12 protein-coding genes are annotated in these 12,571 nt (G+C 57.6%); 3 read left to right on the top strand and 9 right to left on the bottom strand.

Annotated elements, in window-relative coordinates:
- The first annotated feature begins 40 nt into the window (after positions 1-40).
- Together QVF11_RS04875 and QVF11_RS04870 are read left to right on the top strand one after the other, a co-directional pair.
- A complete protein-coding gene (locus tag QVF11_RS04875) occupies positions 41-604 on the top strand; it encodes a glucose-6-phosphate isomerase family protein (RefSeq protein ID WP_112215037.1) in 564 nt (187 codons plus the stop codon).
- Positions 597-1,379, top strand: a complete 783-nt coding sequence (locus tag QVF11_RS04870; protein WP_112215036.1) for a glucose-6-phosphate isomerase family protein — start codon at positions 597-599, stop codon at positions 1,377-1,379. The genes QVF11_RS04875 and QVF11_RS04870 overlap by 8 nt, the downstream gene beginning before the upstream one ends.
- A 42-nt stretch (positions 1,380-1,421) precedes the next feature.
- On the opposite strand, the gene QVF11_RS04865 is transcribed toward QVF11_RS04870, so the two are convergent.
- From QVF11_RS04865 to QVF11_RS04845, 5 genes are read right to left on the bottom strand one after another with little or no spacing between them, the layout of a single operon-like run.
- Positions 1,422-2,240 (bottom strand): PTS system mannose/fructose/sorbose family transporter subunit IID, encoded by an 819-nt coding sequence (locus tag QVF11_RS04865; RefSeq protein WP_181483651.1) that lies wholly within the window; start codon positions 2,238-2,240, stop codon positions 1,422-1,424.
- Positions 2,240-3,037 carry a PTS mannose/fructose/sorbose/N-acetylgalactosamine transporter subunit IIC gene (locus QVF11_RS04860; RefSeq protein ID WP_287855369.1) on the bottom strand — a complete coding sequence of 266 codons (798 nt, stop codon included), beginning with the start codon at positions 3,035-3,037 and terminating at the stop codon, positions 2,240-2,242. The genes QVF11_RS04865 and QVF11_RS04860 overlap by 1 nt, the downstream gene beginning before the upstream one ends.
- Positions 3,038-3,047: 10 nt before the next feature.
- Positions 3,048-3,542 (bottom strand): PTS system mannose/fructose/N-acetylgalactosamine-transporter subunit IIB, encoded by a 495-nt coding sequence (locus QVF11_RS04855; RefSeq protein WP_287855367.1) that lies wholly within the window; start codon positions 3,540-3,542, stop codon positions 3,048-3,050.
- Between the two features lie 11 nt (positions 3,543-3,553).
- Positions 3,554-3,982, bottom strand: a complete 429-nt coding sequence (locus QVF11_RS04850) for a PTS sugar transporter subunit IIA (protein ID WP_112215032.1) — start codon at positions 3,980-3,982, stop codon at positions 3,554-3,556.
- Between the two features lie 4 nt (positions 3,983-3,986).
- Positions 3,987-5,732: a class I mannose-6-phosphate isomerase gene (locus QVF11_RS04845; RefSeq protein WP_287855364.1), complete on the bottom strand. Its 1,746-nt coding sequence runs from the start codon at positions 5,730-5,732 to the stop codon at positions 3,987-3,989.
- 189 nt (positions 5,733-5,921) lie between these two features.
- Between QVF11_RS04845 and QVF11_RS04840 the strand changes: the two genes are divergently transcribed.
- Entirely contained in the window at positions 5,922-6,938 is a 1,017-nt protein-coding gene (locus QVF11_RS04840; RefSeq protein WP_110272638.1) for a LacI family DNA-binding transcriptional regulator, read from the top strand.
- On the opposite strand, the gene citB is transcribed toward QVF11_RS04840, so the two are convergent.
- The 4 genes from citB to oadA all read right to left on the bottom strand — a co-directional run bounded on the left by citB (position 6,935) and on the right by oadA (position 12,558).
- Complete coding sequence (citB, locus tag QVF11_RS04835) at positions 6,935-7,633, bottom strand: citrate response regulator transcription factor CitB (RefSeq protein ID WP_110272637.1); 699 nt, start codon at positions 7,631-7,633, stop codon at positions 6,935-6,937. The genes QVF11_RS04840 and citB overlap by 4 nt on opposite strands.
- Entirely contained in the window at positions 7,626-9,254 is a 1,629-nt protein-coding gene (gene citA / locus QVF11_RS04830) for a citrate sensor histidine kinase CitA (protein ID WP_142513289.1), read from the bottom strand. Before citA ends, citB begins: the two co-directional genes overlap by 8 nt.
- Before the next feature lie 220 nt (positions 9,255-9,474).
- The gene (locus tag QVF11_RS04825) at positions 9,475-10,776 is read right to left on the bottom strand and encodes an oxaloacetate decarboxylase subunit beta (protein ID WP_130624401.1); all 1,302 of its coding nucleotides are present in this window, start codon (positions 10,774-10,776) and stop codon (positions 9,475-9,477) included.
- A gap of 15 nt (positions 10,777-10,791) precedes the next feature.
- Positions 10,792-12,558 carry a sodium-extruding oxaloacetate decarboxylase subunit alpha gene (oadA, locus tag QVF11_RS04820; protein WP_287855361.1) on the bottom strand — a complete coding sequence of 589 codons (1,767 nt, stop codon included), beginning with the start codon at positions 12,556-12,558 and terminating at the stop codon, positions 10,792-10,794.
- Between the last annotated feature and the right edge of the window lie 13 nt (positions 12,559-12,571).

The raw sequence follows: 12,571 nt of genomic DNA, 5'->3' as shown, positions 1-12,571 counted from the left end.
CTATTCTGACAGCGCTGTTCTCCTCGGGCCGGAGACACATATGAATCCTGTTTTTATCCAGCCGCCGCAGGTGGCATGGGCCAGCGGAGCATTATCCGACGGCCCGCTATTACGTAAATCAACGCGAATCGAAGATCTTGCTGGGATTTTTGTTGATGAACTCGCCCGGCAGGCCATGCCCGGCGATCTCACCGTTTATGATGTTGAAATGCTGACCACTTCACCCGCTGAGGGTGAACTTTATACCGGCGTAACCCACCTTTATCCCGGCAAAGTCGGTCATGAGTTTTTTATGACCCGCGGCCATTTCCATCACCGTCGTGAGCAGGGCGAAGTCTATTTCGGCCTGCGCGGGAGCGGCTTGCTGCTATTGCAAAATGAGCAGGGCGAGGCGCGACTGGAGAAGGTCTTTGTCGGTTCGGTCCATATCATTCCTGGTTTTACCGCTCACCGGCTTATCAATGTCGGCGACGATGTGCTTTCCGCGCTGGCGGTTTGGCCTGCCGTCGCCGGGCATGATTACGCGGCGCTGGCAGGCGGCTTTGCGCTGCGGGTGATTGAGGAGAATCAGACTGTTCAGGCAAAGGAGGTGCAGAATGGCTGACTCAGCCCGCCGTTACGGCCTGGATATGGCGATTCATCATCAGCCGTTGGGTTTTAGCTATGGTGAAGATGTGACCGGCCCGATGCCGGAGATCCGCCGCCTCGATCAGATTCGCGCTTCGCTGCGCGACCCGCATTGCGACGGCCCGCAAGAGGTTTATGCCATCGCCATGGATGTGGCGAGGATGCAGGATCGCGAAACGCTGCAAAAGCGCATGCTGCTGTTTGGCGTGGTGACCTATGCCGCCGGGCGTTTGGGTGAAGAGCCGATTCGCAGTCAGGGACATGTTCATCGTATTAGCCAGCACAGCGGTTGGTCGCCGCCGGAGCTGTATGAAATCTGGCAGGGCAGCGCGATTATCTATATGCAGGAGTACGTTGAGGACGACCCGGGCCGCTGCTTTGCGGTGATTGCCGGGCCGGGAGAAAAAGTACTGGTCCCGCCGGGATGGGGGCACGCCACAATATCGGCCAACCCGGAGGTGCCGCTCACCTTTGGTGCCTGGTGCGACCGTGAATATGGTTTTGAATATGAGGCCGTACGGGCGCATAAGGGGCTGGCGTGGTATCCGCTATTGCAGGATAAGCATGTGGTCTGGCAGCACAATCCGCGCTACGTTCCGGGACGTTTACAGGCGGTCACCCCTCGGGAGTACACCGAGTTTGGTATAACCCCCGCCCCGATTTATCAGCAGTTTATTGACGATCCGGCACGCTTTCAGTTTATCTCCCGCCCGGATAAAACGGCAGAACTGTGGTGTAACTTCCATCCATAAAAAACCGGGGCTGAACGCCCCGGTGTGTCACATCCACAAAAATTAACCGGCAAACAGGCCGCTGGCGACGCCAAGCGCTGCCAGCACCAGCAGCAGTACCATCGCTTTCACCGGTGAAACACCGCGCTTCGCCATCAAATACCAGGTCCCTAACACCACCACCAGCGGCAGCAACTGCGGGAAGATGCCGTCGAGCATCTGCTGAACGTGGATATTGACGCCATCCTGGGTGATGAACTCCAGCCCGGTGCCCAGCTTGACATAGCTGGCCGCTACGCCGCCCATCACAAAAACGCCTAATAGCGATAAGGCTTCGCGCAGGCGGGCTGATTTGCTGCTGACCAGCATCTCCACCGAGCCGGAGCCCATTTTGTAGCCTTTGAGAAACAGGAACCACGAGCCGGGCAGGATAATCGCCAGCCAGGCGACGGTATAAAACAGCGGCCCAAGAATATTACCGCCTGCCGCCAGCGCCATCCCGATGCTGAGCAGAATAGGGATCAGCATTCCGGGGATCATCGAATCGCCGATCCCGGCAATTGGCCCCATCAGACCCACTTTCAGGGTGTTGATCGTTTCGCCGTCGATCGGCTCGCCGTTGGCCTTTTTCTCCTCCAGCCCCAGCGCCATCCCATTAACGATCGCGCCGATCTGCGGTTCCGTATTATAAAACGAGGCGTGACGGCGCAGCATCTCGGTACGCTGGGCGGCATCCGGGTAGAGCTTTTTCGCCACCGGCAGCATGCTCAGGCAAAAGCCGAAGGACTCAAGGCGCTCAAAGCTCATTGACGACAGGTTATGCATCATCCACGCCCGCCAGCAGCGGCGCAGATCTTTACGGGTAAGAGTACGCTCTTCCATCAGAATTCATCCTCATCATCGACCACCGGTCTCGCGCCCGCAGCCTGCGGCGGTTCCGGTTTATAGTTGTAATGGATAAGCGCCAGCAGCGAACCAACGATCACCAGCGCGACCATGTTGAGCTTCAAAAAAACGATGCAGACGAAACCGACCAAAAAGTAGATCAGCATGGTGTAGTTTTTAATGATCTGCTTAAGCAGGATCGCGATACCGACGGCGGGCAGGATGCCGCCCAGCACGTTCATCGTCGACAGCACGATTTTCGGCAAACTATCCATAAAACCGCTGATGTACTGCGCGCCGAAATAGACCGCGATAAACGTGGGTACGAAACGCAAAATGAAATTCGTCACCTGCGGCCAGATCGCGCTGTTCAGATACAGCCCGCGCTCATCGCCGCGATCCAGCGCCACGTCGGCCCGGTGGTTCCAGAAGGAGTTCAGTACCATCATCGCGTTGAATAAAATGGTTCCGGCGATACCAATTGTCGCCGCCAGCGCCACCGCCACTTCCGGCCCTTTGCCCGATAAAATACCCAGCGCGATGGCCGGATAAGCGACAAAGTTGAGATCCGCAGGCATTGAGCCGCCCGGCGTCACCATCGCGATATACACCGCCTGTACCGCAACGCCTATCATGATCCCGGTTTTCAGATCGCCGAGAATCAGCCCGACCAGCATTCCGGAAACCAGCGGCCGGGTTATCAGGTACCAGCCGCCGGTTAGCCCCAGAAGCCAGGGACTGCTCAGCGCGCCCAGGTAGCAGAGAATGCCAATTAGCGTAGCTTCGATAATCATCGTTCGCTCCTTATTTCAGCTTCTGTCGGGCGTCCTGCCAGCTGTAGCAACTGGCATCCGGGACCAGGCGGAATTCCACGTGATGCCCGTGCTGCACCAGCCAGTCAAAAGCAGCGATCTCGTCCGCGTTGACCGACTGATTTGGGCCGATGGTCGTGGTGTCAGCCCGGGCGCTCATCGGGCCAACGTTGATTTTGCCGTTGGCGTTTTTCAGGCTGATCCCCGCTTGCTCAATGCGTTGCAGAGTGAGCGGGGATTTACCGATAACGAAATAGCGCTTCTCGCTGGCGATCACCTTGGGCAGTTTTTCAATTGCCGTTGCGGTATCGAACAGCCAGACTTTGGTGTCCTGCACGGCACCTTTCATCACCGATGAGAGCAGCGGGTCGGCCGCGACGGCGTCGTCAATAGCGACAATCCCATCGCAGGGCAGCTCTTTGGCCCAACGTGTCATGAGCTGCCCATGGATAACGCGGTCATCAATACGAACAAATGAGATACTCATAGCGGTTTCCTTTAAAAATCATCTGACTGAACGGATAAAACCGGAACGGCTTTTATCAGCGTCGGGACGGTCATTTCCAGCAGTTGCTCGGCTGCGGCATGAACGTCGGTGAAATGGCTAACGTCTTCACTTTGCAGCAGCATGGGAAAATTCACGCCCGCCACGACGGCGAGCGGAGGCGTTGTTTCGGTGGAAAATGCATGCTGGCAGGCGACGTTCCACGGGGTCCCGCTTTGCATATCGCATAGCACCAGCACGCCATCGGCGTTGTGTCCTGCGTTTTTTAGCGTCGTGGCGAAATCCTGTTTAAAGCCTTCAATGCCCGCCTGATCGCTAAGGGTCACGGTGAAAACATGCGGTAATTCACCGTAAACCATCCGGCTGCTGGCGAGCAGGGCGTCGGCGAGAGGACCGTGGCTGGCGACAATTACATTGATCATGCGTTTATCCTCTTACCCAGGCTTTGATGGTGGCGAGCTGCTGCCCGATGCCTTCGCCCGCCGGTGAAATCCGGTATTCGCCGACCGCTGCGGGAATAATAAAGGTCTCGGCATAGTGAACGATGAAGGGCTCAAATGCTCCGCTTGGGCTATCGACCACCGCCTGAGCTCCCTCTACCAGGTTCAGCACGTTCACGCCGCCCTGAGTGTGGTGAGTGACAGGCGCAGTAAACCAGTGACGACGGGTTTCGATAAACTCGCGTTCGTGCATTCCGGTTCGTTCTTCCCGCCAGCCTTCACCTTCGGCGATGGGATCGATACGGTTCACCAGATTCTCCTCGACCCACTGCGTATCACGCTGCCAGTCGATAACCTGCTCGCCGTGATCGAGATGCACAGGGCGTGGTAAACCATCGAGGCCCAGGCGGCCCCAATCCCACAGCTTGAAGGTGAAAATATACGGTGTGGCGCTGATCTCCAGCACCATCGTGCCGCTACCGGAGCAGTGGACCGTCCCGGCCGGGATCAGGAAGTGATCGTGTTTCCGCGCCGGGATTTGGTTAACAAAACGCACATCGTCGAACGCTTTTTCTCCGCGCCCAGCGGCACGCAGGTCGTCCAGCATCGCCTGCGGCTCAATGCCGGTTTTGGTGCCGAGATAAACCACTGCGCCTGGCTCTGCTTCAAGAATGTAGTAGCTCTCATCCTGGGTGTAATGCATGCCAAACTGCTGCTGGATATATTCGGTCAGCGGGTGGACCTGGAAACTCAGATTTTGCCCGCCGATGGTGTCGAGAAAATCAAAACGGATCGGAAATTCCGCGCCGAAGCGGGCGTGAACCTTCTCGCCAAGCAGCGCACGAGGGTATAGCAGCACCAGGTCCTGAGAGGGGATCTCGATCCGCACGTCGCCAAAACGCAGTAACAGGCTGTTTTCCTCGGGCACGCAATCAAAACACCATGCGTAGTTGGGGGCCGTGGGATCGAGATCGAATTGTTGTTTCATCCACTGCCCGCCCCAGACGCCGGGGTCGAAGAAGGGAGCGACGCGGAATGGACGAGCAGTGGTTTGTTGCAGCCCGGTGCGCAGCGCCTCTCCGCTGACCAGCGCCGGGGCATTCTCTACGGTGGTATCGAGCAGAAAATCAGCTCGCTTGAGCAGCGGTGTTTTATGGCGATCGAAAACCCGCCATTCAATAAAAAAGGCGCGCTTGTAGCGGCGAAGAATATCTTCATCCTGGTTCTTAGCCCCCCAGTTGCCCAGCCCATCGTGGCGCATACGCTGCTGAATTTCCCAGCGCGGCAGGTCGGCGTAAATCAGGATATCGCCCGAATGCGCTAATGCCGCACCTGGCCCGTAGACGACAATTATGCCCTCGCGGGTGGCGTCAATTTGCTGGCGTATCCGGCATAGCTTTTCTTCATCAAAAAACTCATCCAGATGATGACAGGAGAGGACGCCGAATACGCGGTCGTCGGTAAGGTTGCGCGCCAGCAGGCCGTGCAGCGCTTGCTCATCCCGGCGGGCAGATTCGACGTTGAGCGCAAGCTGGATATTGAGTAACGGCAGCAGGCGTTGCTCCAGCTCAGCAAGCCGTACGCCCGGATAACAATCCACAACCACAATGGTTCTGGACGCGGTGGAAATTCGGTTATTAAGCGCCGCGGCGATGGCTTCCCAGCCTTGCCAGGCCTGGTCGTCGTAACCCTGAATAGCTACTTCAGGGAATTTATCATAGGTCGTTTGCATGTTTTCTCTCCGTATTCGCTAAATAAAGATTAATCGATTAACCTTATTTTGATAGTGTGGTTAACGCGATTAACCCGGCATAATCAGCAACTGAGCGAGTGAAATGGGCGTTAATGTGAGTGCAGTCACAGGGAATAATGCAATTTTTAGGTTATTCGATTAACCTGATGTGAACGAACAGGAGGAATCATGACGACAGTGACGCTGGCGCAGGTCGCCGAACGGGCGGGGGTCTCTACGGCGACCGTCTCAATGGTATTACGCAATCGGGGGCGTATTTCGCAGGCCACACGCGACCGGGTATTGAAAGCGCTGGATGATACCGGCTACGTCTACAATCAGACCGCCGCCAACCTACGCAACCGCAGCAGCAATCAGGTTGGACTGCTGCTGCACGATATCACCAACCCGTTTTATGGCGAGATGACGGCGGGCCTGAGCCATGAAATGGAACGCCATGATTTACTGCTGTTTCTGGCTAATAGTGAAGAATCTGGCGAACGCCAGCAGAAGTTTGTGGACTCGCTGATGCGTAATAGCGCCTGCGGGATGGTGTTGTGCGCGGCGCGGGAAACACCGTCCTCGTTTTTTGATGCGCTGAAAAGACGCAATATCCCGGCCATTATGGTGGTGCGCCCGTTGAGCGACCCGGACTTCGATTTCGTCGGCACTGATAACTTTCTCGGCACCCAGATGGCGACGACGCATTTGCTAAAAATGGGTCATCAGAATATCGCCTTTATCGGCGGTAGCCCGAGCTCCGGCACCCGGGCGCAGCGCATTGGCGGTTTTACCAGCACGCTGCTGGAAAGCGGTATTTCTCCGAATCCACACTGGATCGTCACCGCTCAGGCAAGCCAGATTGATGGCGCCAAAGTGGCGGAATCGCTGTTATCGCAATATCCGCAAATTACCGCCGCCGTTTGCTATCAGGATATTGTCGCTCTGGGAGTGATGCAGGCGCTGCGTAAAATGGGCCGCGAGCCGGGGCGAGATTTTGCGCTGGTGGGCTTCGATGATATTACCGAAGCGGCGCTGGTTCAGCCTGCGCTAACCACCGTTTCGGTGGCGGCGAAAGAGATTGGTCGTAAAGCGGGCGAGCTGCTATATAGCCGTATTCAGGGCAATGATGAGCCGCCGAAACGTATTATTCTGCCGCCCGCGCTAGTGATCCGCGAATCTTGCGGTTTTCGCCAGGGCGATTAAGCGGTGTCGGTCACTTTACCGTGATAAATTCGCTCCGGCCTGCCGACTTTACCGTAGCTGATTTCCGCTTCGAGAAAATCGTTTTTCACACCTTGCTCCAGGTAGCGGCGAGCGGTAGTTTTACTGCTGCCGAGAATGCGGGCGAGCGTGTCGGCGGTATGAACGATTTCCGGGTCAGTGAAGAGCTGTAATACGCGATTAAAGGTGCTTTCATCGATGCCGCGCAGCGCAGACCCAGCGGCTTCGGTATGCTCCTTGGCCTGAATATTAAAAAGGGCGTCAACGTGGGTCTGGCTGGCCTGTTCGCTGGAGCGCAGTGAGCTGCGATAGCGGGCAAAGCGCTCAAGCGTATGCTGCAAGCGCTGATAGTGCACCGGCTTAATCAGATAATCAAAAACCCCCATCCGCAGGGCTTCACTGATGGTATCCATGTGATTATCAGCAGTAATAAAAATGATGCGGCCTTTGTAGTTGGTGTTGACGGCGTGGCGGATCAGATCGAGGCCTTTGCCATCGGGCAAAAAGTTATCCAGCAGAATCAGCTGTGGCTGATAGAGACGGAGCAGCTTTTTGGCGCTTTCCAGTTTATCGGCAATGCCAATGACTGCGAACTGGGGAAATTGTTTGATGGTATCCACCAGGATTTCCGCCAGCATAGGTTCGTCTTCAACGATGAGGGTTGTGATGCTATCCATGATGTTCATCTCGGGTCAGGGGGATATAAAGAGTAAAAATAGCGCCAAAGGGAATGTTGTCATCGACGACGATATTGCCGCCCGCCTGCTCAACGTAGCTACGAACCAGCCACAGGCCGATACCATGATCGCCGCTGTCGCTGCTGGTCACGCCGCGTTCAAAAATGCGATCTCGCATTGGCTCATCAATTCCACAGCCCTGATCGGCGATCTCGATGATCACTTCACCGCCCTCGCTGTTGATCAGGCACTCAATCTGCTTTGAGCCTGCCGGCTGGCGCAAGGTGGCATTGTAGGCGTTGTCCAGCAGATTGCCGACGATCGAGATCCATTCATTGTGTGAAAGTGATGAAGGCAGAGTGTCGACGTAACAGGAGGGGTCGAATACCAGTTCTAAACCGAGCTCTTTGGCGCGATAGTATTTGCCGATCAGCAATCCGGCGAGGTGGTTCACTTTAAAATTACGCGCAATAAAATCGAGCACTTTCTGGTGGCTTTCAGACTGCTGCTGAATGAGATCCAGCGCGTTATCGTAGCGTTTTAAAAACAGCAGACCGGCGATAGTGGAGATCAGGTTACGATGCTCATGCTGCACGGCACGCAGGTTATCTGCGTACTGCTGGACCTGGCTGAGCTGCAGGCTAAGGGTGTTGATATCGTCTTTGCTACGAAAGCTAATGACCCAGCCCTGAGGCTCGCTATTGAGCGTGACGGCCATCCGGCTGGCGATCACTTTGATCTGATTAAAGGTGACGATTTCATCTTTCTTGTTCTCCTGCGGTGCGTCGTAGAAGAACGTCTCCTGGGAGATAACGCTGCTGATGCTTTTGCCGATCAGGATGGTTTCCGGCTGGCTCAGGTTCAATAGCCGCCGCGCAGTCTGATTAATAGCGGTAATTTTGTAGTGTGAATCGATAGCAATCAGCCCCTCAAATACCGATTCAAACAGCACGCTTTGCTGAATAAGCAGCTGTGATAGCTGCTGCGGTTCCATATTCAGCATCTGTTTTTTAATGTGCAGTGAGAAACGCCGGGCGCAGTAGAGCAGCAGGAGCAGCATGATAGCCATCGGGATCATCAGCGATCCGATCTGTAAACTAAGCCAGTTCTCCAGCTGTTCGATGGTATAGCCCACCGATACGATGCCGAGCACTTTGCCGGTGCTGTCCTGGATAGGTGATTTGCCGCGTAATGAAGAGCCAAGTGATCCTTTGCGTACCGAAACGTAGCTTTTGGCGTTGTACAGCGCATCGTCGCTGTCGCCGCCCTCCATATATTTACCGATTTCATCAGGATTCACGTGATACAGACGCTGGCCTTTCGCATCGCCGACGGTAATGTAGGTAGCATCGGAAAACGATCGCATTGGGTCGATAAGCGCTTTAATTCGTGCCAGATCGTGTTTTTCTACCGCTTCGACCAGTTCGGGCATGGCGGAGATTTGCATCGCCTGAATCAGCGCGCGCTGGCCAACCTGGTAATGCAGGCGCTCTTCCGTAATGCTGGTGAGATACCATGACATCGCCAGCATCACGATTGTTGAGGTGAACAGGATCAACAGAAAGATCCGGTTCTGGAACGAACGCCGGGCAAACCAGTGCGTGATTTTTCGGGTAAACATTGGGCGAATTGACATCAAAAGGTCATTTTCTCTTTTTTCGGGGCCAATGACGCTGAATCGGCCCACAGTTTTGCTGATTTCAGAAGTCATTCAGTTGGAATACGACGTTTTACGTATCCCCGGTGGCGGGCGATTTGCCCGTAGGAGCGGGTTTTTACACCGTAACCTGAACTCTCTCCCGGAGGCGGTGCACAGCGCCGCCTCCGGGAAGAGCACGGAACTACATCGCCAGCACGTACTTGAGCATCACCCCGGCGGCAATCGCCGAGCCAATCACCCCGGCCACGTTCGGACCCATCGCGTGCATCAGCAGGAAGTTCTGCGCGTCCGACTCCAGGCCCACCTTGTTCGACACCCTCGCCGCCATCGGCACCGCCGACACCCCGGCTGAACCAATCAGCGGGTTAATCGGATTCTTACTGAATTTATTGAGCAGCTTCGCCATTAATACCCCGGCGGCGGTACCCACGCAGAACGCAATCACCCCCAACACCAGGATGCCCAGCGTCTGCGGTTGCAGGAACTTGTCCGCCACCAGCTTCGCGCCCACCGACAGCCCCAGGAAAATGGTCACGATATTAATCAGACCGTTCTGCACCGTATCGCTCAGACGCTCCACCACGCCGCTCTCGCGCATCAGGTTGCCGAAGCAGAACATCCCCAGCAGCGGCGCCGCGTCCGGCAGCAGCAGCGCCACCAGCAGCAACAGCACCGCCGGGAAGAGGATTTTTTCCCGCTTACTCACCGTGCGCAGCTGCACCATGCGGATTTTCCGCTCTTTATCGCTGGTCAGCGCCTTCATAATCGGCGGCTGGATTAACGGCACCAGCGCCATGTACGAGTACGCCGCCACCGCGATGGCCCCCAGCAGCTCCGGCGCCAGCTTGCCCGACAGGTAAATCGCCGTCGGGCCGTCCGCGCCGCCGATGATGCCGATGGCCGCCGCCTGCGGCAGGGTGAAGGAAATCAGGCCGAAGTAGTTCAGCGTCAGCGCCCCCAGCACCGTGGCGAAGATACCGAACTGTGCCGCCGCCCCCAGCAGCAGGGTGCGCGGGTTGGCCAGCAGCGGGCCGAAGTCGGTCATCGCCCCCACGCCCATAAAAATCACCAGTGGGGCGATGCCTGAACCGATGGCGACCTTATAAAAAATCGCCAGCACCCCGGACGAGTAGCCCATATCCACGGCGAGGTCTTCCATCTGGTTTTGTACCGACGGCAGCGCCAGCGCTAATGCCTCCTTGATGGCATGCACGTCCGGCAGGCAGTTGAGCTTCGCGGCAATCACCGCCAGCTGCCCGGCGTCGTGATGGGCCAGCAGGCTCTCCAGCGCGGTCAGCGCCAGCCCGGCTTCCGGGATATTCGACAGTAGGCCGCCAAAGCCAATCGGCAGCAGCAGCAGCGGCTCGAACTTCTTCGCAATCGCCAGCCACAGCAGCAGCAGGCTCACCAGCAGCATGATGGCCTGGCCGATGCCGAGGTGCATCAGGCCCATGCCCTGAATCAGGGCGTTCAGACTTTCCATTTCCGTTCCTCTTCCTTACGCCAGCTGCATCAGGGTGTCGCCCACGGAGACCGCGTCCCCGGACTTCACGGCGATACCGCGCACGGTCCCGGCCTGCGCGGCGCGGATTTCGGTTTCCATCTTCATGGCTTCCAGAATCAGCAGCACGTCGCCTTCCGCCACCATCTGGCCCTCTGTGGCAATTACCTTCCAGATGTTGCCCGCCAGCGGGGCGGTCACCGGGGTGCCTGCGCCGGCCGGAGCGGCAGCGGCTGGCGTGGAGGCTGGAACGGCTGCGGTCAGCTGGCTGATATCGCCGCCGTCGCTGACTTTGACCACAAAGGCCTTACCTTCCACCTCCACGGTGTAAATACCGGAAGCGGCGGCTTTTGCCGGGGCAGCGGCAGGTTTCGCCTCTTCCGCCTGCGGCACCGGCTCAAACGCCGCCGGGTTGTGGCGGTTCTCAAGGAATTTGAGGCCGATTTGCGGGAACAGCGCCACGGTCAGCACGTCGTCGATGGCGTTTTCCGCAAGCTGAATACCCTTCTCCTGCGCCTGGCGCTTCACGTCGGCCTCAAGCTGCGCCAGCTCCGGTTTCAGCAGGTCCGCCGGGCGGCAGGTCACCGGGGCAGCCCCTTCCAGCACGCGGGCCTGCAATGCCGCATTCACCGGCACCGGAGTATGGCCGTATTCGCCCTTCAGAATCCCCGCCGTCTCTTTGGCGATGGTTTTGTAGCGCTCGCCGGTGAGGACGTTAAGCACCGCCTGGGTGCCGACAATCTGTGAAGTCGGGGTGACCAGCGGGATAAAGCCGAGGTCCTCGCGCACGCGGGGGATTTCCGCCAGCACCTCATCCAGCCTGTCGGCGGCGTTCTGTTGCTTCAGCTGACCCTCGAGGTTAGTGAGCATCCCGCCCGGCACCTGGGCCACCAGAATACGGCTGTCGTAGCCCTTCAGCTGGCCTTCAAAGGCGTGATATTTTTTGCGCACCTCGCGGAAGTACGCCGCGATGCTCTCCAGCTTCAGGATATCCAGCCCGGTGTCGTACTGTGTCCCGGCGAGGGTGGCGACCAGCGCTTCGGTGGCCGGGTGGCCGTAGGTGGCACTCATGGAAGAGATGGCGGTGTCGACGCCGTCAACACCCGCTTCGATGGCCTTCAGCAGGGCCATCTCCGCCATCCCGGTGGTGGCGTGGCAGTGCAGGTGCAGGCGCACGTCGTGGCGTTTTTTGATTTCGCTCACCAGCTCAAAGGCGGCAGACGGGGTGAGAATGCCGGACATATCCTTGATGGCGATGGAATCGACGCCGGTTTCCAGCAGCTGTTCGGTCAGGTCCAGCCAGGTCTGCAGGGTGTGCGCCGGGCTGGTGGTGTACGAGAGCGTGCCCTGAGCGTGCGCGCCGTGGCTGCGCACGGCTTGTAAAGCCGCCTTCATATTGCGCGGGTCGTTCATGGCGTCGAAGACGCGGAACACGTCCATGCCGTTTTTAACGGCGCGTTCAACGAAGCGCTCCACCACGTCATCGGCGTAGTGGCGGTAGCCGAGCAGGTTCTGGCCGCGCAGCAGCATCTGCAGCGGGGTCTTCGGCATGGCTTTTTTCAGCTCGCGCAGGCGGACCCACGGGTCTTCGCCGAGGAAGCGGATGCAGGCGTCATAGGTGGCGCCGCCCCAGCATTCGAGGGAGCCGTAGCCCACGTCGTCGAGCTGAGCGGCGATGGGCAGCATATCGTCAAGGCGCAGGCGGGTGGCGAAAAGGGACTGGTGGGCGTCGCGCAGGACGACATCGGTAATGGCAACGGTCATGGAATGCTCCGTG

The organism is Klebsiella sp. (assembly GCF_027492335.1).
GTDB lineage: Bacteria > Pseudomonadota > Gammaproteobacteria > Enterobacterales > Enterobacteriaceae > Klebsiella > Klebsiella huaxiensis.
Note: the sequence above shows the minus strand (reverse complement) of the source record. Positions and strands in the feature narration are given on the sequence as shown.

Coding starts and splice junctions, on each gene's coding strand:
- QVF11_RS04870 (WP_112215036.1), top strand. CDS start 597: ATGGCTGACTCAGCCCGCCGTTACGGCCTGGATATGGCGATTCATCAT.
- QVF11_RS04855 (WP_287855367.1), bottom strand. CDS start 3,542: ATGAGTATCTCATTTGTTCGTATTGATGACCGCGTTATCCATGGGCAG.
- citA (WP_142513289.1), bottom strand. CDS start 9,254: ATGTTTACCCGAAAAATCACGCACTGGTTTGCCCGGCGTTCGTTCCAG.
- QVF11_RS04840 (WP_110272638.1), top strand. CDS start 5,922: ATGACGACAGTGACGCTGGCGCAGGTCGCCGAACGGGCGGGGGTCTCT.
- QVF11_RS04860 (WP_287855369.1), bottom strand. CDS start 3,037: ATGATTATCGAAGCTACGCTAATTGGCATTCTCTGCTACCTGGGCGCG.
- QVF11_RS04865 (WP_181483651.1), bottom strand. CDS start 2,240: ATGGAAGAGCGTACTCTTACCCGTAAAGATCTGCGCCGCTGCTGGCGG.
- QVF11_RS04850 (WP_112215032.1), bottom strand. CDS start 3,982: ATGATCAATGTAATTGTCGCCAGCCACGGTCCTCTCGCCGACGCCCTG.
- QVF11_RS04875 (WP_112215037.1), top strand. CDS start 41: ATGAATCCTGTTTTTATCCAGCCGCCGCAGGTGGCATGGGCCAGCGGA.
- QVF11_RS04825 (WP_130624401.1), bottom strand. CDS start 10,776: ATGGAAAGTCTGAACGCCCTGATTCAGGGCATGGGCCTGATGCACCTC.
- oadA (WP_287855361.1), bottom strand. CDS start 12,558: ATGACCGTTGCCATTACCGATGTCGTCCTGCGCGACGCCCACCAGTCC.
- citB (WP_110272637.1), bottom strand. CDS start 7,633: ATGGATAGCATCACAACCCTCATCGTTGAAGACGAACCTATGCTGGCG.
- QVF11_RS04845 (WP_287855364.1), bottom strand. CDS start 5,732: ATGCAAACGACCTATGATAAATTCCCTGAAGTAGCTATTCAGGGTTAC.